At 58.5% G+C, this 18,279-nt stretch carries 16 protein-coding genes and 3 pseudogenes; 7 read left to right on the top strand and 12 right to left on the bottom strand.

The window, feature by feature from the left end:
• Positions 1 to 12: 12 nt before the first annotated feature.
• From C9E81_RS16760 to C9E81_RS23380, 3 genes are read right to left on the bottom strand one after another with little or no spacing between them, the layout of a single operon-like run.
• Positions 13 to 1,167, bottom strand: coding sequence for an acyl-CoA dehydrogenase family protein (locus C9E81_RS16760; RefSeq protein ID WP_122113507.1), 1,155 nt, complete (start codon positions 1,165 to 1,167; stop codon positions 13 to 15).
• Positions 1,164 to 2,315: a CaiB/BaiF CoA transferase family protein gene (locus tag C9E81_RS16755; RefSeq protein WP_122113506.1), complete on the bottom strand. Its 1,152-nt coding sequence runs from the start codon at positions 2,313 to 2,315 to the stop codon at positions 1,164 to 1,166. Before C9E81_RS16755 ends, C9E81_RS16760 begins: the two co-directional genes overlap by 4 nt.
• Positions 2,316 to 2,373: 58 nt before the next feature.
• Positions 2,374 to 2,796, bottom strand: a complete 423-nt coding sequence (locus C9E81_RS23380; protein WP_425010660.1) for an amidohydrolase family protein — start codon at positions 2,794 to 2,796, stop codon at positions 2,374 to 2,376.
• A 225-nt stretch (positions 2,797 to 3,021) separates the two neighbouring features.
• Between C9E81_RS23380 and C9E81_RS16740 the strand changes: the two genes are divergently transcribed.
• Positions 3,022 to 3,225: a hypothetical protein gene (locus C9E81_RS16740; RefSeq protein ID WP_122113505.1), complete on the top strand. Its 204-nt coding sequence runs from the start codon at positions 3,022 to 3,024 to the stop codon at positions 3,223 to 3,225.
• Between the two features lie 104 nt (positions 3,226 to 3,329).
• On the opposite strand, the gene C9E81_RS16735 is transcribed toward C9E81_RS16740, so the two are convergent.
• Entirely contained in the window at positions 3,330 to 4,484 is a 1,155-nt protein-coding gene (locus tag C9E81_RS16735; protein WP_122113504.1) for an alpha/beta fold hydrolase, read from the bottom strand.
• Between the two features lie 22 nt (positions 4,485 to 4,506).
• Here C9E81_RS16735 and C9E81_RS16730 point away from each other — a divergent pair, with 22 nt between their 5' ends.
• The gene (locus C9E81_RS16730) at positions 4,507 to 5,400 is read left to right on the top strand and encodes a LysR family transcriptional regulator (protein WP_147457620.1); all 894 of its coding nucleotides are present in this window, start codon (positions 4,507 to 4,509) and stop codon (positions 5,398 to 5,400) included.
• 39 nt (positions 5,401 to 5,439) lie between these two features.
• Here the strand turns inward: C9E81_RS16730 and C9E81_RS23700 are convergent, their stop codons facing one another.
• Positions 5,440 to 5,829 (bottom strand): SDR family NAD(P)-dependent oxidoreductase, encoded by a 390-nt coding sequence (locus tag C9E81_RS23700; RefSeq protein WP_243698698.1) that lies wholly within the window; start codon positions 5,827 to 5,829, stop codon positions 5,440 to 5,442.
• On the opposite strand from C9E81_RS23700, the pseudogene C9E81_RS23375 reads away from it, so the two are divergent.
• The 3 genes and pseudogenes from C9E81_RS23375 to C9E81_RS16715 all read left to right on the top strand — a co-directional run.
• Positions 5,732 to 6,103, top strand: a pseudogene (locus tag C9E81_RS23375) (DsbA family protein); the annotation flags it as partial. The gene C9E81_RS23700 and the pseudogene C9E81_RS23375 sit on opposite strands and share 98 nt — an antisense overlap.
• Positions 6,101 to 6,783: pseudogene (locus C9E81_RS16720) on the top strand (M23 family metallopeptidase); the annotation flags it as partial. The pseudogenes C9E81_RS23375 and C9E81_RS16720, both read left to right, overlap by 3 nt.
• A gap of 101 nt (positions 6,784 to 6,884) precedes the next feature.
• Positions 6,885 to 7,220: a hypothetical protein gene (locus tag C9E81_RS16715; RefSeq protein ID WP_243698697.1), complete on the top strand. Its 336-nt coding sequence runs from the start codon at positions 6,885 to 6,887 to the stop codon at positions 7,218 to 7,220.
• Between the two features lie 75 nt (positions 7,221 to 7,295).
• Here the strand turns inward: C9E81_RS16715 and C9E81_RS16710 are convergent, their stop codons facing one another.
• Positions 7,296 to 7,976 carry a L,D-transpeptidase gene (locus C9E81_RS16710; RefSeq protein WP_122113502.1) on the bottom strand — a complete coding sequence of 227 codons (681 nt, stop codon included), beginning with the start codon at positions 7,974 to 7,976 and terminating at the stop codon, positions 7,296 to 7,298.
• A gap of 166 nt (positions 7,977 to 8,142) precedes the next feature.
• Here C9E81_RS16710 and C9E81_RS16705 point away from each other — a divergent pair, with 166 nt between their 5' ends.
• A complete protein-coding gene (locus tag C9E81_RS16705; protein ID WP_122113501.1) occupies positions 8,143 to 8,925 on the top strand; it encodes a ZIP family metal transporter in 783 nt (260 codons plus the stop codon).
• Positions 8,926 to 8,974: 49 nt separating this feature from the next.
• On the opposite strand, the gene C9E81_RS16700 is transcribed toward C9E81_RS16705, so the two are convergent.
• Complete coding sequence (locus tag C9E81_RS16700; protein WP_122113500.1) at positions 8,975 to 11,335, bottom strand: heavy metal translocating P-type ATPase; 2,361 nt, start codon at positions 11,333 to 11,335, stop codon at positions 8,975 to 8,977.
• A 433-nt stretch (positions 11,336 to 11,768) separates the two neighbouring features.
• Here C9E81_RS16700 and C9E81_RS23370 point away from each other — a divergent pair.
• Positions 11,769 to 11,911, top strand: a pseudogene (locus C9E81_RS23370) (integrase core domain-containing protein); the annotation flags it as partial.
• Between the two features lie 133 nt (positions 11,912 to 12,044).
• Here C9E81_RS23370 and C9E81_RS16695 read toward each other — a convergent pair.
• From C9E81_RS16695 to C9E81_RS16675, 5 genes are all read right to left on the bottom strand, one after another.
• Positions 12,045 to 12,572, bottom strand: a complete 528-nt coding sequence (locus C9E81_RS16695; RefSeq protein ID WP_166461956.1) for an Imm26 family immunity protein — start codon at positions 12,570 to 12,572, stop codon at positions 12,045 to 12,047.
• 16 nt (positions 12,573 to 12,588) lie between these two features.
• Positions 12,589 to 14,046 carry an RHS repeat domain-containing protein gene (locus C9E81_RS16690; protein ID WP_481859702.1) on the bottom strand — a complete coding sequence of 486 codons (1,458 nt, stop codon included), beginning with the start codon at positions 14,044 to 14,046 and terminating at the stop codon, positions 12,589 to 12,591.
• A gap of 18 nt (positions 14,047 to 14,064) precedes the next feature.
• Positions 14,065 to 16,896: a DUF6531 domain-containing protein gene (locus tag C9E81_RS16685; protein WP_122113497.1), complete on the bottom strand. Its 2,832-nt coding sequence runs from the start codon at positions 16,894 to 16,896 to the stop codon at positions 14,065 to 14,067.
• 2 nt (positions 16,897 to 16,898) lie between these two features.
• Complete coding sequence (locus C9E81_RS16680; protein ID WP_122113496.1) at positions 16,899 to 17,336, bottom strand: DcrB-related protein; 438 nt, start codon at positions 17,334 to 17,336, stop codon at positions 16,899 to 16,901.
• Between the two features lie 57 nt (positions 17,337 to 17,393).
• Positions 17,394 to 18,279, bottom strand: an 886-nt coding sequence (locus C9E81_RS16675; RefSeq protein ID WP_122113495.1) for a type VI secretion system Vgr family protein, incomplete at its 5' end; no start/stop codon positions are given.

The raw sequence follows: 18,279 nt of genomic DNA, 5'->3' as shown, positions 1-18,279 counted from the left end.
TCGCTCCGATGGTCAGGCCAGCATCTGGCCGGAGATGATGTTACGCTGGATCTCACTGGATCCTTCATAGATGCGCATGATTCGCAGATCGCGATTAATTCGTTCCACAGGAAAGTCCCGGGTAAAGCCATAGCCGCCATGCAGTTGCAGCGCGGTGTCGGCGATGCGCCCCGCTGCCTCGGATGCCGCCAGCTTGGCCATCGACGCCGCGAGCGAAAACCGCCCGCCGCTATGATGGGCTGCGTCACGTTGCCGCGCAGCGTCCTGCGCCAGGAGCAGCGCCTGACGATAGGCTACGCCCATATCGGCGATCATCCAGCGAATACCCTGCCGATCAGTCAAGGCTTTCCCGCCAATCACCCGGTCCTTCGCATATTCGCATGCGACCTGCATCGCGGCCTCGGCCATGCCCAGACATTGGGCGGCCACCTCGATTCGGCCATTATCGAGCACCTGCATTGCGGTACGGAAGCCACGACCCTCCTCACCCAGCAGCGCGGCTTCAGGCAGCTGGCAATCGATATTCAGCGTAAAAACATGTCCCCCCTTCAGCCCCATCGTCCGTTCCGGCGGACCGGCATCCAGCCCCGCAGTGCCTTTCGGCAGAATGAAGGCCGAAATGCCATGATGCGCCTTTTCCGGATCGGTCACTGCGTAAACGATGAGGAAATCCGCCACCCCGCCATTGGAAATAAAACACTTGGTGCCTTTCAGATGCCAGCCATCGGCCTGTCGGCGCGCTCGCGTCTTCATGTCGGCAGGGTCCGAACCCGCGGTGGGTTCCGTCAAAGCGAATGCGCCAAGGGCCTGCCCTGCGGCTGCCCTTGGCAACCATGCCCTTTTCTGCGCGTCAGTCCCGCCGATCAGGATCGAGTCCGTGGCAAGATAATGCGCGGTCAGCGCCGAGGCGGTGGAGCCGCAGGCGCCGGCAACGATCGCCACCGCCCGCAAGAGGGCGGGCGCCGAGATTCCACTGCCGTCATATTCCTCGGGCAGGTTGGCGCCCATCATGCCAACTTCGCCTAGCTGCGTCAGTTGAGCGCGGACAAAGGCTGATGTTTCATCGGTTTCAGCGGCCTTCGGGGCGATCCGGTCGGCGCATAGTCGGGCCAGCACATCGCAGAACAGCCGTTCTTCCTCGGCCAGCATGTACCAATCATCGTTCATACGCTTTTCTCCAACCCCAATTCTGCCAGAACTGTTTCCAGATCGCCGCCGAGGCACGGGGCCGGAGTCGCGGCCACCGGCTTCTGCCCATCAAAGTGCACCGGCTGGCCAACTACGGGCACCCGGCCCAATAGCGGATGCGGCAGATCGTTGATCAGGCCACGCGCCACAGCGTGATCGCTGGTTGCGGCCTGGGCAATGTTCCAGATCGGTGCGCCGGGAAGTCCCACGCCGGATAATGCCGCGACGGCCTGTTCGGTGGTCAGACCGCTCGACCACTGCTCGATCAGCGCCTTCAGGGCAGGCTCATGCGCGGTGCGGCTTTCGTCGCTGGAAAAGCGCGGGTCGTGGGCTGCGTCCGGCGCTCCTATCAGCGTTGCAAGCCGTCCGAACTGGCTGGCATTCAAAACCGCGATCACCACCTGTCCATCGCGGGTCGCAAAACAGCCGAAGGGCGTGGACAGCGGATGACGGTTGCCGACACGCTGCGGCAGTTGACCGGCATAAAGATACAGCGCGTGGCTGGTCGTCAGCATCGAAAACAGCGCGTCATACATGGCAACATCGAGCGTGGTGCCCTGCCCGGTTGCCTGACGGCCGACCAGCGCGGCAGTAATCGACCAGCTTGCGAACAGCCCGGCAATCAGATCCGCCATGCTTTCGCCGGTCTTGAGCGGCGCAGCACCCTCTTCGCCCGTTGCGGCCATCAATCCCGACATGGCTTGCACGACCAGATCATAGGCCGGCAGGTCGCGGAACGGACCGTCCTGCCCAAATCCCGAGATCGAGCAATAGATCAGGCCGGGATTGGCCTCGCGCAGCGTCTCGGCCCCCAGACCCAGCCGGTCGGCCACGCCGGGGCGGAAATTCTCGACCACCACATCGACATGGGTGGCAATCTGTTGGGCGAGCTTCAGATCCGCCGGATTTTTTAGGTCAAGTGACAGGCTTTTCTTGCCGCGGTTGTTCAGCGTGAACAACGCGCTTTCGCCATTCTTGAAGGGGCCGATATGGCGGTAATCGTCGCCCCCAGGAGGCTCCAGCTTGATGATCTCTGCGCCCAGATCGGCCAAAAGCGCGGTGCAATAAGGGCCGGCCAGAACCCGCGACAGGTCCAGAACCTTGATACCGGTCAAGGGACCGCTCATGCTGCCAGCTCCTGTTCCAAAGCGGCCAGCCGGATCAGAATTTCACACAGTGGCCTTCTCAACGCCTCTGCCTTGGCTTCGTCATAGTCGAAAGGTGGAGTTTCCGTTGCAAGATGCGTCGATTGCGCCGGCTCCATCTGGATGGCGTGGGCACCAGGCGTGTGCTGACCGTAATACCGTATCGTCCATCGCCGTTGCAGGCGATATCTTCATAGCTGACGCCTTCCAGCCGCATCTCGAATTCGCGGGCGCGGTCGCCGCCAAAGACGATATGGCTGTGGCAGTCGATCAGCCCCGGCGTGACGGTCCGCCCGCCCAGGTCATGCGGCACGGCCCCCGCGAAATCGTCAGGCGGCGCATCCTCTGCGCCAATCCACGCGATTCGGTCGCCCCGCTTGACCAGCGGCATTGGTTCGCTCACCGCGTAATGCGCTGATTTCCCGTCAATCCGCGCAAGCCTAGCGTTGCTGAGAAGCCGCATGGATGCCCCATTTTCGATATTTCATTATGTCTAAACTTAATTATTCTATATGTATAAACTTATCGAACGTCAATCACCCCCGATCGCGACCGGCGGAAAAGAAACCCGACGCGCTGCCGTCCTCCATTATCGAAAGCACTTTCATCCTCGCCGACGAGGCTGCAGCACGTCAGCGCATGATGAGGCCGGGCATGCCGGGAAATCTCCCTCCGATCAATGAGGGCAATGACGGATATGATTGTTTACCGGCACATCTTCTGGCCGATTTATCCGAGCTTCTGCGCAGCGCCCTTCCGGCCTTCCGAAAATATGCGGCCCGTTATCCTGACCGGCGAATGGCTTCCCAAAGACCTGCTGCTATCACGAACGCCTGCTGGCTGGCGGCTCGCAGCAGTCATCGACTTCGGCGGCGTGATGACACTGCTTTGAACGAGCCATCTCTTCGTGCGGGTGCGAGGAGATAAACAGTGGCAGGATCAACGGAAGAATTGGAAAGAGCGTCATAGCTTCCCTGAAGAGGACCACCGCGCAAGTCAGGTCGGAACCTCATTGGGTGTCTGCCTCCCGACCTCGTCCAACGTGCCGTCAGCAAGGTAGTCGATCAGAACCTTGATGAACGAGAGGCGTCCCTCGCCCGGCTCCAGATGCACATAGTGGGATGCACCCGGCAACTCGTGAACCGCGACATCGTCAGCCGCGATCAGGTCGCCCACCATAGTCTCCACATCCACTGGGCGCGACCAGAAATCCTCGCCCGAACGGAGGATTAGCACGTTGGCGCGGATTTTCCCGGCATCATAGAGCGGCGCATCGTTGACAGCCTTCAGTGTATCGGCAATGGGACCCGAGGGATGACGGAAGCTTGCCGGATCACGCTCTGCAGCGGCCGGATCACCCTCCATTGCCAGCTCGACATAACGATCGACGAATGCATCGCTTATTCCTTCCGCCTTGGTCCAGCGCCCGATCAGACTTGCTGCATCGGAGAGACGATAGGCGCCGAACCTGTCATAATTGAAGATCGCGGGTTCGTCCTTTACCGCGAAGCTCCCTGTCAGAGCCCATTCGCCCTGTCCGCCGTAGACAGAGTTGTAGAAGACCAGATAATCGATTGAGCCCGGATACGTGGCTTCTGTCGCGGCGAGCCAATGGGAACCCGTGGCCCAACCCATCGCGCCAATCGCTTCGCTCCCGTGGCGCCTCCCGATCTCATCCAGCACCACCTTGACATCCTCGACGGCTTCTGCTGTCGGCACGGCAGGTGGGGCGGCAAAACGATGGCCCTGCATCGCCGGTGGAAACGACGAGCGGCCATAGCCGCGCAAATCTGCGATGTAGACGGTATACCCTGCTTTCGCGAGATCCTCCGCCAGTGATAACTGATCAACGTCCACGTCGAAGGAAGCAAGTCCGCCGACACGTGCACCATGCAACAAGAGCACGGGCCCGCGGCGCGTCTCGACCTCCTCCTCCTGCACCTGCCGGACAAAGAGATCGATCCCCGGAGCCGAAGGCACCGTAAAATCTTCGCGGATGACATCTGCTGTCGCCGATCCGGCGAGCGCCGTTATCATGAAGATGGCGAGCGAGGAGGATGAACGGATTGCAGTCCTGGTGGATTGGTTTGGCATAACGCTCACTTCGAATTGAATTTCCGCGCACAGAGATGGAGGTTTTTGCGATATCATTCCAATACTATTATCAACGCAATTGATCTGGTTTACCTATCGGAATATGCTTCGATCCAAGTCCCGTCTCGCTCTCGATCACAAGCTCCTTCGGCAATTCCTTGCCGTCGCCGATGCCGGTTCAGTCCGTGGCGCCGCCGTGGCGCTGAATATTTCACAACCGCCGCTCACACAGGCAATCAAACGTCTGGAAGATGATCTCGGTCTTGTGCTGTTCGACCGATTGCCAAAGGGAATGGCACTAACGGAGGCGGGCCGCGTTCTGGCGGAGGAAGCGCGGGAGGTGCTCGCCCAGCTCAGCCGGGCAGAAACCAGAGTCCGGAGAGTGGCTGAGAACAATCCAGTGGTGCGGATCGGTTTCGTCAGCGCCGCGCTGACCGGCGCGCTGCAACGCCTTTTACGGACTCTTGCAGGGCAGCCAATAAACCTGCTGGAAATGACCACCCCCGAACAAGAGGCCGCTTTGCTCGAGGGGCGGATAGATGTCGGCCTGCTGCATCCGCCGATAGCGTTCCTGGACATGCCGGTCCATTCTCTTGGACGCGACCCGTTCGTTGCGGCTTTACCTATTAATCACCCGCTTGCGCAGAGCGGGCGGATCTCGTTTGCACAAATTGCTGCCGAGACCTTCGTTTTGTTCCCGCGTGAACAGGGCCCGTCGCTCATGGGTGCAATCGAACGGCTCGCATTCGAGCACGGAACAACATTGAACGTCGCCGCAAGCGCACCACGTGTTCACTCGCAGCTGGCCATTGTTGCAGGAGGCGTTGGCATCGGCCTTGTTACGGCAAGCACGGCGAGGGCTTTGAGCTTCGAGGGCGTCTGCTTCGTGGACATCATGGATACAAGGGACCGGCTTTTCATGGAGCTCGCTATAGCTGGTGATGAAGCGCTGGTTGCGGCCATGTTGATATAGCTCGGCATATGCACCCGCAGGGCTTAAAGCATTTCTCCTTTAACCTGCGACATATCCTGCGGCTTTGAAGAAGTTCTGGTATTCCTGGGTCGGGAACATGTCGTAAATCTTGGCGATGGCCTCGAATACCTGCCTGAAGCTGCGCGCGCCGATCGGTCTCAGGACCTTGCGGCCAACATGCCGATGGTCGAACTGATGCGCCGTGTGGCCGAGCAGAAGCACGGCCGCGATACCGTGCAGCGCCCCCTTGAGGTCCGCATCGATCATCCGGTCCCATTCCTCGACCTTGAGTGTTTCGAGGGATGAGAGGGGCACGATACCCGCATTGTTGATCAGCACGTCGACCCGCCCATTGATCCTGTCGATCTTCGTCCTTGTCCTGGCCGTGTTTGCGGCTGCGGCTTGGTATGCGACACGATCCGTCCCCACGGCTGCCACTGTTGCAGCCTCTTCCGAGCAGCCGGAAGCTCTTATTCGGCCATATTCCCCGATTCTCGGTCTTGACGAAGCGCCTGTCACCATCGTTGAATTCTTTGACCCGGCCTGCGAAGCGTGCCGTGCCTTCTACCCGGCCGTCAAGAATATCATGGCAGGGCATGGCGATGCGGTGCGTGTCGCGATCCGCTACACGCCGTTCCACGGCGAGACCTCGGTCGAGGCGATCCGCGTGCTTGAAGCGGCCCGGATGCAAGGTGTCCTCGAAACGCTTCGTCTTTTGTGGCGCGAGGCATGGACCGGAAATGAGATTACAGATCAGCCGGAACTGGCCTTCGCTGCGCTTGATCTTGGCGATGCGCTCTTCGAAGTCGTCTGGTCCGAGGATGGCTCCGGCCGTGCCACGATTTATCGTGATGGCGCGGTGATGCGTGTCTTCGGCCAACCTGTCGAAGGGGCTCGAATCAGCTCGGTTTTCGGGCGCGGGACTCACCTGATTTATGACAACGTGCGCATGCATACAGGTGTCGATGTCGCGGCCACGCGCGGGACACCGGTTTACGCAACCGGTCCCGGCCACATCAGCTTCATCGGGTGGCGCGGTGGCTATGGCCGCGTGGTCGAGGTTGCGCACGGGTCCGATACCACAACCCTTTATGCCCATCTGAGTGCCGTGCCCGGCGGACTTTCCGTGGGCGATTGCGTCGGGCAGGTGACAGCATCGGCAATGTGGGCGCGACGGGGATAGCGACAGGCCCGAATCTGCATTACGAAGTGCGCGTAGACGGCAGGCCAACCGATCCGCTGTCAGACAACCTGCTTGCGGATGCCGCAGAGCGTGGTGAGGATGACGGCACCGCATTTGCACGTTTGAGTGACGCACGAGTTCTTCTGGAAGAGAAGCTGGTGAGTCTGCGCGACGACCCCGGCACGGGTGAAACGCTATGACACATGACGCGGCCGTGTATTGCCGTATCGGACATACTGCAGTTATTCGTGGACGAGCGTCCGGCAAAAATTTTCGTCAGTTACAGAGGAAGTGGTGAATAATGCATGATACAAAATCAGTTCGAACGCATGATGGCTCGGCCGGAATCCTGAGGGTCATTGTCGGCACAACGGCGTTGCTGGCGCTTGGAGCCTGCGCAGCACCGCCTAGCCGGTCCCCCGAAGCCCAGCCGTTTTTCCTGGAGGAAGTGCCCGAGCAGGTGGCGGCACAAGCGGCGCCCTACCAGAATTTGCAGGCCGTGCGCCTGAATCCCGAGGATGGGTGCTACTGGTATAGTCATGCCGGACCGGTGGAGACAACCCTGCTGCCGCTGCGCACGATCGATGGTCGTTTGATCTGCAGGCCGCGGGAAAACACGCTGCCGGTGACAGGATAATGCTGTCTTCCGAAGGCAGCCGTGGCGTCAATCCCGCTTGCAGTGTCGAGACCGCCTGAGATGCAAACAGTACCGTCAGACCGTACCGCTATGTGCAGCCGTGGGTCCATCACCCTCGGCCGGATAAAGAAAGGCAGTGACGCCGGTTTCGACCTTTTCATAAAGATCGTTGATATGTGGCATGACCATACGCACGCAGCCCGAACTCGCACGGCTGCCGATCGAGCGCGGATAGGGAGTACCGTGGATACGAAGATACGTGTCCCGATCACCGACATAAAGGTAGAGCGCTCGCGACCCCAGCGCATTTATGGGACCGGGTTCCATGCCGTCTTCATACTGGGCATAGATCTCTGGTTCGCGCCGGATCATATCCGCCGTGGGGGTCCAGTGGGGCCACTCCACCTTGCGCCGGATCGTGTAAGTGCCCGGCTCATAGAGACCGTCACGGCCGATAGCCACCCCGTAACGCATGGCTGTCCCACCCTCCTCAATATGATAGAGATACCGCGCGACCGCGTCGACATGGATATCGCCGGGCACGAGACCGGCACGGGCTTCCACCCGCTGCGGCAACAGCCGCGGATGCAGTCCCCACGGATTCGTCGTTGCCGGATCGTAGAAGGGCGGCGTCACCTGCGCGTCCCAGGCAGCTTTCTCAGCCTCTGTCGGCCAGGAGCTGGCGAGGACAGGGCTGGATATCGCGGGAGAAAACAGAGCGGCAGTCGCTCCGATGAAATGGCGTCTGGTAAACATGAAACCGCATCCCTTCCACTTTTGTGCAGTATTTCAAACCCGGATAGCATTGAAAACTATGCAACCTTCATCGTTGAGCAAACCTTTGTGATCGACTCGGCTTTTCGGTTCCGGATCGTTCTTAAACATTGTTTGCCGATGCCATCAGGCAAGCCTGGAGCAGATTGTGATTGAGCTTTCTCCTGTCGCCCTTGGGTTTCTGGGCAGTCTCGCCGCCGGCTCTCTTACCACGTTCGGGGCAATTCCGGTCCTGTTCGGACGCGTCCCTTCGCGGGCAACGCGGGATCTTTTGCTGGGCTTCGCGGCCGGCGTGATGCTGGCAGCCTCTTTCTTCTCGCTGATCATTCCTGCACTCGATGCGGCAGAGATGCGTTTCGACAGTGGCCCGGCACCCGCCGCAATCGTCTGCGTGGCGATCCTGCTGGGCATCGGCGCGGTAGCCCTGATGAACGAGAAGCTGCCGCACGAGCATTTCCGTACCGGGCGTGAAGGCCCCGAGGCCGCCTCGCTCCGGCGTGTCTGGCTCTTCACCATTGCAATCACGATCCACAACTTCCCCGAGGGCCTCGCCGTCGGCGTAGGCTTCGGGTCGGGCGGCGTGGATGGAGGTTTGCCGCTGGCCATCGGCATCGGCCTGCAAAATGCACCCGAAGGGCTGGCCGTGGCTGTGTCGCTTCTCGGCGAGGGTTATTCCAAATGGCGCGCCTGGCGCATCGCCGCGTTTACCGGGCTGGTCGAGCCAGCCGGCGGACTGTTGGGCGCCGGCATCATCACATTGTCCGCACCGCTGCTGCCCTGGGGCCTCGCTTTTGCCGCGGGGGCAATGCTTTATGTCATCAGTCACGAAATCATCCCCGAAACCCATCGGAACGGGCACCAGAACAAGGCTACCCTTGGTCTGTCCATCGGGCTGGTCATCATGTTGTTCCTCGACGTCTGGCTAGGCTGAACTGATGCGCCGCCGCCCGATAAGGTCGGCGGCGGCACCATGACAACGGTCATTCCCCAGCAGATACCGGCGCCTTTACGTTTGTGATCCACTTGCTTTTGCCTCCCTCTGCCGGCGCCTCGCGACTGGCCGTGTTCAGCAGGCGCAGGGCGTTGGCCACCACCAGCAGTGACACGCCCACATCGGCAGCGATCGCCCCCCACATTGACGCCATGCCAAAGGCTGTCGCCGCGACGAAGACGGCTTTGGTCGCAATCGAGATGCCGATGTTCTGGTGGATGATTGCCATGGTCCGGCGCGAATGGCCGATCAGCCAGGGCACCTTGCCGATGTCGTCGGTCATCAGCGCGATATCCGCCGTCTCGATGGCGGCATCCGAACCCACAGCGCCCATGGCGATACCGTAATGCGCCCGAGCCATGGCCGGGGCATCGTTCACCCCGTCGCCGATCATGGCGACCATCTTATGGCTGGCAACCAGTCCTTCAATGGCGGCAACCTTGTCCTCGGGCAGCAATTCGGCGCGCACTTCGTCGATGCCGACCTCTGCGGCGACTGCGCGTGCGGTGCGTTCATTGTCACCAGTCAACATCACAATGGTCTTGACGCCCTGCGCGTGCAGTTGCGCGACAATCTGCCTGGCATCCGCCCGGATACGGTCGCGCAGTTCCAGCACGCCCAGCGCCCCGGTGTCGTCGCCGACGACGACCATTGTTGCGCCAGTGCCTTCGATCCGGTCGCGCAGGTCGGCAGGGATTGCCTTGCCGATACCCCTTTCGGCGGCGAAACGGTCCGAACCAAGCCAGACCTTGCGGCTGCCTATCCGGCCTTCCAGCCCACGGCCCGGCACGGTGCGCGTATCCTCGGCGGCAGTAACATCCGATCCCGCACGCTCAAGGATCGCGCGTGACAGCGGGTGGGATGACCGTGCCTCAAGCGATGCGGCGATGGTAAGCAATCCGGTGTCGGTAGTATCGCCGAAGGGATGCACCGCCACCAGTTCCGGCCTGCCCTCCGTGATCGTGCCCGTCTTGTCCAACGCCAGAGCGGTTGTCTGGCCCGGCGCCTCTACATAGGCACCGCCCTTGATCAGCACGCCCGCCCGCGCGGAGGCCGTCAGCGCCGCGACAATAGAAACGGGCGTCGAGATCACCAGTGCACAGGGACAGGCGATGACCAGCAGAACCAGCGCGTTGTAGAACCAGAAGCCCCAGGCACCGCCTGTCACGAGGGGCGGCAGCAGGGCGATGGCAACGGCCAGCATCATCACCGCAGGGGTGTAGATGCGGGCAAACTGCGTCACCCATTGTTCCACCGGCGCGCGGCGAGAATGAGCGTCCCCCACCATACGGGTGATCTTTGCCAGCACCGTATCGGTGGCGGGTTTGGTCGCACGGACTGTCAGCGTACCCTCACCGTTGATCGTGCCGGCATAAACCTCGTCGCCCGGTTCCTTTGGCACCAGCGCACTTTCTCCCGTGATCGGCGCCTGATCGACTGCGCCCATACCGTCGGTCACCTCGCCGTCCAGCGGGATACGGTCGCCGCCACGCACCACGAAGAGATCGCCGACAGCAACCTGTGCCGCCGGCAGATCCGCCTCGGAACCATCCGCACGGACCACCCGCGCTGTTGGCGGCGCAAGGTCGAGAAGTGCCGAAACCGCGTTGCGCGCACGTCCCACCGACCAGCTTTCGAGATAAAGCGAGAGCGCAAAGAAGAAGGCAACGGTTGCCGCTTCGAAGAATTCGCCCAGCCCGATGGCACCGGCGACCGCTATCACCATCAGCAGATTCATGTCGGGGCTGAGCCTGCGTGCCGAGGACCACGCCTTGGGCGCAACCAGCCAGACCCCGAAAAGGATCGCGAGGCCGAAAAGCCCTCTCTCGATCAGGGGCATCGGCGCTTCACCATGGCCTGCAAAAAGACCGAGCGCGCTGTTCATACCCGTCTCGACAAGGTGCCAGAGGAAACCCGCCGCCCAGCAGCTGCCGCTCGCCGCGGTGAACCGGGCCTGCCGCTTGAGATGCGCAGCCCGGTCGGCCTCGGCCTTGTCCGCATTCCATGGCCGCGCGCTCATCCCGGTGCCCGCGACCGCCTTGACGATTCTGTCGTCGGGGACGGATCCCGCCGTGTCCAGAACCGTCATCCGGCCATTGATGACATCGAACGCCAGATGCTCGGTTCCGCCGACCACCGGTCCCACGACACGGTTCAGGATCGCGACTTCTTCCGTGCAGTCCAGCCCGCTGACCTGAAAGCTGCGTCCGGCGGAGTTCACCGGGCCTTCCGGCATAGCCGAACCGCAACAGCTGCCGCCCTCGCTGTGGTAATGTCTGGGACCGTGATCGTGAGAACATCCGCGCCCGGCGGCGTGGTCGTGACTGTGAGAACGGGAGTCGGATGGCATGACATGGACCTCTGATTCGCTTGGGTCCGAATTACATAATTCCTACAGCAACCAGAGGTTCAAGGGGCAAATTGATGATATCGCCCGGGCGCTGTTGCAGAACTCTGGTGCGGGGGGATTCACGTTGCGAATCCACCAAGTTAAGACACTCGGCATGAGCAACCTATAGCGCGACAGCTCACTTGAGAACGCCGCGACATCTAAGATGAGAATCTGGAGACGCGTCAACGATGTCACCAGTGGTAGCGAAGGCGGGAAGCGCGGAGACTTCAAGTATCGCAGCGCTGCCCACCTTCATGGTTCGAAAGGACGAAGGCGATCATTCAGTACATATGACGCCGATTTCCAAACGGGTCAGAATCAGATTGGGCCAAAACCGAACAAATCTTGATCCTGATCGACTCATTAGAGCGTTGTGCCCAATACCCGCATTTACAGCCTGCAAGAAACGCAGATACTGATCGAAAAATGGAGGAAACACTACACAACACGAGACGATCGCATAGCGCTCTGGGCTATCGCCCGCCGACACCGAAAACCATCGTCTCGATAGACCCGAACCCGCTCATGCACTAACAATCAAACCGGACCAATCAGATGGGCGAGTCATATCCGCGCGAGACACAAGAGATGGTCTTCGACGCCCAACGACAGGGCATTTGCCTTCTTTGGCGGCGCCTGTGTCATCAGCGCCCAACCAATGTCATATTTAAGCTTGGCGAATTCCAAGCTTAGTCAATAATTCTTCAACCATCTCGGTAATCATGTCAGGATGTTGTGGAAGAAGCGAACAAACTCTTCCTTTATCTACATCCTCCTGCGAGACAGGTCCGAAACGCTCATACCTCTCATTCAAAGTAAAGTATCCATAATCATACCCTGGACCTTTTTCGAGTAGGAATGGTATTTCGTAAAGATCGTCGGGGTAGTAACTTGTGTTTTTGGCAATGACTTTCCATGGGCGTTTTCGATTGCGATAGGCGATATCGTCAAGAAAAATCCCGATGGGTGAAAACAGCCTTCCCGACGCGGAGATAGCATCCGAAAACGAGTCATCCTCCTGCCAAAAACGGAAAAACTCGGCGATACGGGCACCATCCTGAGTATTCATGACCCGGCCGAACCCATACCCCCCCCCCGGTAGTGGAATTGAAAAAATATCTCCTGCTTCGATACCTTTGGCTTTGCGCTGAAACCAGTCAATGCCGTCTTTTGCCAATTTCGTATCTGAAGACAAAATGAAACTCCGTTTTTCAATTGCATCCTAGACCAATGCTGGTCACGCGCCGTCTTTCATTATCGTACTCGTTCTTATATGCAGTTGCGCGCAGGTCAGTTCTTGCAGGATCATATGACCTCGCACGATTTCCTTCGGTGCCTTTTCCAAGCGGCTTTCCTCTGGAATCCAGGCTCAATGTTCCTTTGCCATTGTTTGCGTGTTCGATATGGTATTGCTCGGCACCGCGGGCCGCTCCATATGTCGAGGTATTTGTTATTGTGCCGTCTCTGAGGCCTCCATGGTAGCGTCCGGATCTTCTGTGTTCCGCCATACGCTGTTCGTATCGATCTGCCTCCGTTATACCAACGTATTTTACATCACCGGTTTTTCTATCTACCAACTGATAGACAACATAACCCTTACCGCCATTGGTGTCACCTGGATCAATCAACCCTAACGGATCAACTTGGTTCATAGGGTTGGTTGGATAGGAAAACGGTCGTTCACCTCCTAGAAGAGTAATGGGGTCTTGGCTCAAGAAAATGCCTGACGAAGGGTCATAGTGTCGAAAGCGATTGTAATGAAGCCCGGTTTCCTCATCGTAGTACTGGCCTTGAAAGCGCAAATTCTGCGACACACGGCCAACGAACACACGAGCGGTTTTGCCCCAAGCCTTCAATGCTACTTGCCAGACCAGTTCACCGTTCTCGTTAGACAGTTCCTGAGGCGTTCCTATATGGTCTAGCCAATACAGCAGGATCTTGCTTTCGGCGTCGGCAGAGTGACGGAGGATCTGAGCAGCGGGTCGGAAGCTATCTGGCTCGTACACATAGACGAGTGCCAGGGGATCAAATGTGCCAGTACCGCTCGATCGCCCTTCTGCCAACAGGGCGTCACCATTCCAAAGAAACCATGTCGTCTCGTCGCGAACGAGTTCTTCTGAATCTTCTCTATCAGGAGTCAGCGGGCTATTGGCCGCCTCCATGATTTCCCGATGAGCCTTTGATACGCGGCGGGTCAGTGCGTCATAGGCAAATCGCGTGATGCGCCGCGTTCGACCCCGTTCTTCACGCACCTCGATCAGATTGTTCATATCATCGTAAACATATCTGAATATGTGGGCACCGCCTTGCCCGCGTCGCAAGCGGACACGATTGCCTGCATTATCGTATTCGTAGTGGCAATCTCCCCGCATCAGCACACGCCCACCCTGAACTGAGGCATCTCTTACATTCCGGACGTCGACCAGAATCGTGTTCGCCGGATCAAACTCGAAGAACTCTTCGCTCTCGCTTGTTAGTACGCGGCGCAAGCGATAGCGATCATCGAACTGGAAAGCGGCTTCACCTCGCACAACATCTACGACAGAACTAACTCGCCCCGCAGGATCGTAACTATAGATTCTTCCAAATATCGGATTCGACAACGTATTTCGATAGGCAAGCTGACGCGAGATCCGACCCTGAGGATCGTAATCAGTTGTTTGGGTAATGGCGCCGCCCTGCCGCCGTCATATCCGTCCGATACGATCGCGATCTAACTTCATGATCTCTCGTGAACCAAGTATAAGGCTGTCAAAGTCACCATTCTGATCATAGCCAAAGCGTAGAAGCCTTCCATCCGGCAAAAGGCTCATGATTCTCCTGCCTCTAGGAGAATACGTATGTGTAAGCTCGGCATCGTCCTGGATCTCGGCGATGACTTGACCCATCGCGTCGTAACTGTAACTGATCTTTCGCACATCATTGTCGGCACGCAACATTCGACCGAGCAGATCGTATGTGTAACTCGCCCAGCTTCCGTCACTGCTGTCGCGACGCAATAGACGGCCCATAAGGTCACGCTGGAATTTGTGCTTCCGGTGACCATCGACGATACCAACCACGTAGCCGGCATCGTCGTAGGTGTATGTCTGGTGCCGTCCGTCGAATCCGATCTCGGTTTTCATGCGCTGGTTGAGATCATATTCCAGTCGATAAGTGTCACCCACCTCGTTCGTCAACTCGACCAAGCTCATCTCAGTGTCGTAGCGATAATTGAAGCGGGTACCATCGGCGTTGATCCGCATTAATGGTGCTGGCAGGCCGCCATATTCCCAACGTGTGGTTTTACCTGATGGCGCGGTCAATGCTGCAATATTGCCATCTGCATCATAATCTATCACGGTTTTACGACCGTTTGGATGATGGACATGCGTGACGCGGTCGCTGGAGTCATAATCGAACGTCGTCGGCTCTATATTCTCTACCGTCTCCCGGATAACACGACCGAAACCGTCGTAATCAAGTGAAATGCGGCCCCCTTTAGAGGCCCGCTCTTCCCGAAGCCGACCAGTCGGGGTCCAGGAAAAGCGGACCACCGTCCCCTCGGAGTCTTGCAAGTTCAATGGAAGGCCACGCTGGTCACGCAAGATGCGGGTTTCATTACCAAGGGCATCAGCGATTACTACAAGGTTACCTCTTGCGTCATATTCGTAGGCTGTCTCGGCATCCAGACCATCAACTTCTCCGTAGATATTGAAGAAGTTCGGATTTTCCGGATTGTCGGCCCGGTATTTAAAGCGCGTTTTGGCTCCACCTCGGTTGACTGTTTCAACTACCCGTCCAAAGGCATCGTAGCGCCAACTGCTCGTCGCACCGTTGGGATCTATGACCTGCTCCGGCTCTGCGAAACGGTTGTATTTCAAAGTTGAAGCCTGGCCGAGAGGTTGTCTGACATAAGTGACAAGCCCATTCTCATCATATTCAAATATTTCTGAGGCGCCCTGTGCGTTGGTGACGCGTGTGATGCGCTCTCCGGGAAAGTATTCAAGATTTCGGCGATACAGTTCGCCATCGCCCCATGTCGAAACACAGCGCGCCTGAAGGCCTAAAGCGTGATTATCCCATTTGAAGTGATATGATAACCCACCACGCATTGTCTCTTTTGTCATCAGGTGCGCGCGATACTCATAATGTATGGGCACGCCATGGGGATCGGCAGCTGCTACCAGATCACCCAGAGAATCGTAATGATATTCGCAAAGCTTTACCCGATGCTTTCCATCGGTCCTTTCAATGGTCTTGATGCGATCATTTAGGTCAGAAATAAACAGATAGCGGAGACCGTCCGAGCCGACGGCCTCTGCAAGGTTGCCCCGATCGTCATATTCAACTGTCACACAATTACCGTTATCGTCCTCTATCCGCGATAGACGCAGCCATGCGCGACCCGTCGGGTCTTCCCTCATCTGATAAAGAAGACCATTGCTTTTTCGAATGGTCCAGTCGGCATCGCCCTTGCGCATGGCGACAAGTTTCTCCGCCCGATGGTAGAAACTCTGGCCAACTCGAAGCTGCGGCAATAACACTAGTCGTCCATGCTCGACACGGAGGACGATGTAATTATCAGCCGGGGCCATAGCCATGTCCAGCGGATGATGCCATTTCGCACCGAGTGCACCATGCTGCGTGGATGACGAAATCCAGAACCGCTCCCAGGCTACGGAGATGATCCCCCCAATTACAAAATCGGTCTCCGATGTATAAAGCTCACCTGTCGCCACATCGACGGGATGGCCTGCCGATAGCCGATTGCCCAACCCACCGCCGACCAAACCGCCCAGGAACCCCCCAACAGTTTCGCCGATACGCTTGCCCAGCTCTCCTCCGAGTGACTCGCCGATCATGCCGCCAATCGGCGCCAGGATTGCCGATCCCAATACTCCTCCGATTACCGTTCCACCAAAATTGATCAATCCGCAGATACCAGCCGCGCTCGCTGCTGCCGCTGCCCCGAAGACCAGCGCAACTGTGCCGCCCACGATCACCATCCCCATGGCGACATTAACCATCCATTCAGGGACTTCCGGGTCGATTTCCAGATATTGCGCAGTTTCGGCACCAATGAAGATATTGTCGAATTCCGATTTTACTGTGCCGTCGCATTCGGATTTGTCGTCGTCCCGGACGGCCGGATATTCGTTGATGAAGACGCTGTCGCTGCCGGTAGCCAGAAACTTCTGCCCATGATCCTGGCAGGTGACGGTATCGATGATGGCACGCGCTGCCGGAATGCGGCCTGGACCATAGAACACATTCGGCGAGCCGGACGAGATCGGACCTTTCGGGCTCATATGCGCGGCGCCGATATACATCCCGGACAAGGCTCCGCCACCGGTTGCGGCAACCGCCCCGCCGACGGCAGCGACAACCGCCAGTGCTGCGCCCCCGGTTGCCACCGTCGCGGCCACGATCAGCGCACCGACTGCAAGCCCGACCGCCGCCCCGATCAGGAAGCCCATCAGGGCAGAACTGTGTTCGATCTCATGTCCGATATGGGCTGCAGCGAGGGCGGGAGGCATGGTCAGCTAGTCCATGAGACCGAGTTCAGGATAGTGTCGAACGTCGGAGCGAGCTTGTCGAAATCGTCGCGCGCAGCGGTAAAAACAACTGTATGTACAATGCGTTCGCCCAGGCTCGTTCGGAAGAATATCTGCCGCTGCTGCAGCATTATTCCCTGGGGACGCATGCAAAAGCTCAGTTCGACCGCGGGCACCCTGCCGAGGGTGGTGTTCTGGCGGCTGATCAGGTCGAAATTCTTTACCTTGCCCATCAACTCCTTGAGTTGCCGGTTCACGTATTTGTCCAAATCCTCGGTGTCGTAAATTTCACCTTTTGAACACAGCACGTTGGGCATCACCTTGTATCCGGCCGAAGGTGGTGCCACCCAGGTGATCATGCTACGGTCGATCCAGTCATCAGGCACTTCGAGACTGTAGCGGTCGGTATGGCAGACGGGCATGCAAACGGCTCCTGACGGTTAGACGATCTGCGGATCGGGACCACCTCCGGCGCTCCCCTACGGGGCAGAGGTATCCGGTGCGGTCATGCGGGGGTTCACATATGTCTCTGCACCTTCGATGATCAACTGGCCGCCACCGATCTGGATAAAGTTGTTCGCATCCGATTTCAGCAGGATGCTGGGAGCCTCGATGACCACGCTGGTTGCCGCCTTGATGGATATTCCGCCCGTCTTTGATACTGTCACGATGTCCTGATTGACTGTTGTATACTGCCCGGCAGCAAGGACCTCGATCTGGCGCGAACCGGTCTTGACCGTGGTGGACTGGCTACCCGTATTGACCGTCAGCGAATGGTCGCCCTGTTCGATCAGTGTGGTATCATTGCCGGTGACCGTTAGTGTGCGAGCACTTTTCACTGTTTCCGCACGATTGCCGGTGACATTCACCGACATGTCGCCGGTAACGCTTTCACTATGCGATCCGCCGACCGACAGGGTCTTGTTGGCGGTAATGGTCTCGGTATGGTTATTGCCCACGGAAACCGACTTATCGTTGCCGACCGACTCGGATTGATCATTGCCGACGGATTTCGACCGGTTGTTGCCGATAGTTTGGTTTTGATCATTGAGGATTTGGACCCGGTGGTCCTTCTGGCCGTGCATGAAGATTTCCTCGCTGCCCGCCTGATCCTCAAAGCTGAATTCGTTGAACCCGCTGCCCTGATGCGTATTTGAACGCATGACCATCTTGGTCTTGTTGGCCGGCAAGGGATAGGGGGCATTGTTCTTGCCGTTGAAGACATTGCCGACGACGATCGGCTTGTCGGGATCGCCTTCGAGGAACTCGACGACGACCTCCATGCCGATGCGGGGGATCACCATGCCGCCCCAGCCACCCCCGGCCCAGCTCTGGCTGACCCGGCAGCGCATCGAATAGGCCTCC

Origin of the sequence: Paracoccus alkanivorans (assembly GCF_003697785.1) — a bacterium.
GTDB classification, from domain to species: Bacteria; Pseudomonadota; Alphaproteobacteria; order Rhodobacterales; family Rhodobacteraceae; genus Paracoccus; species Paracoccus alkanivorans.
This window is presented reverse-complemented; position numbering and strand designations above follow the sequence as displayed.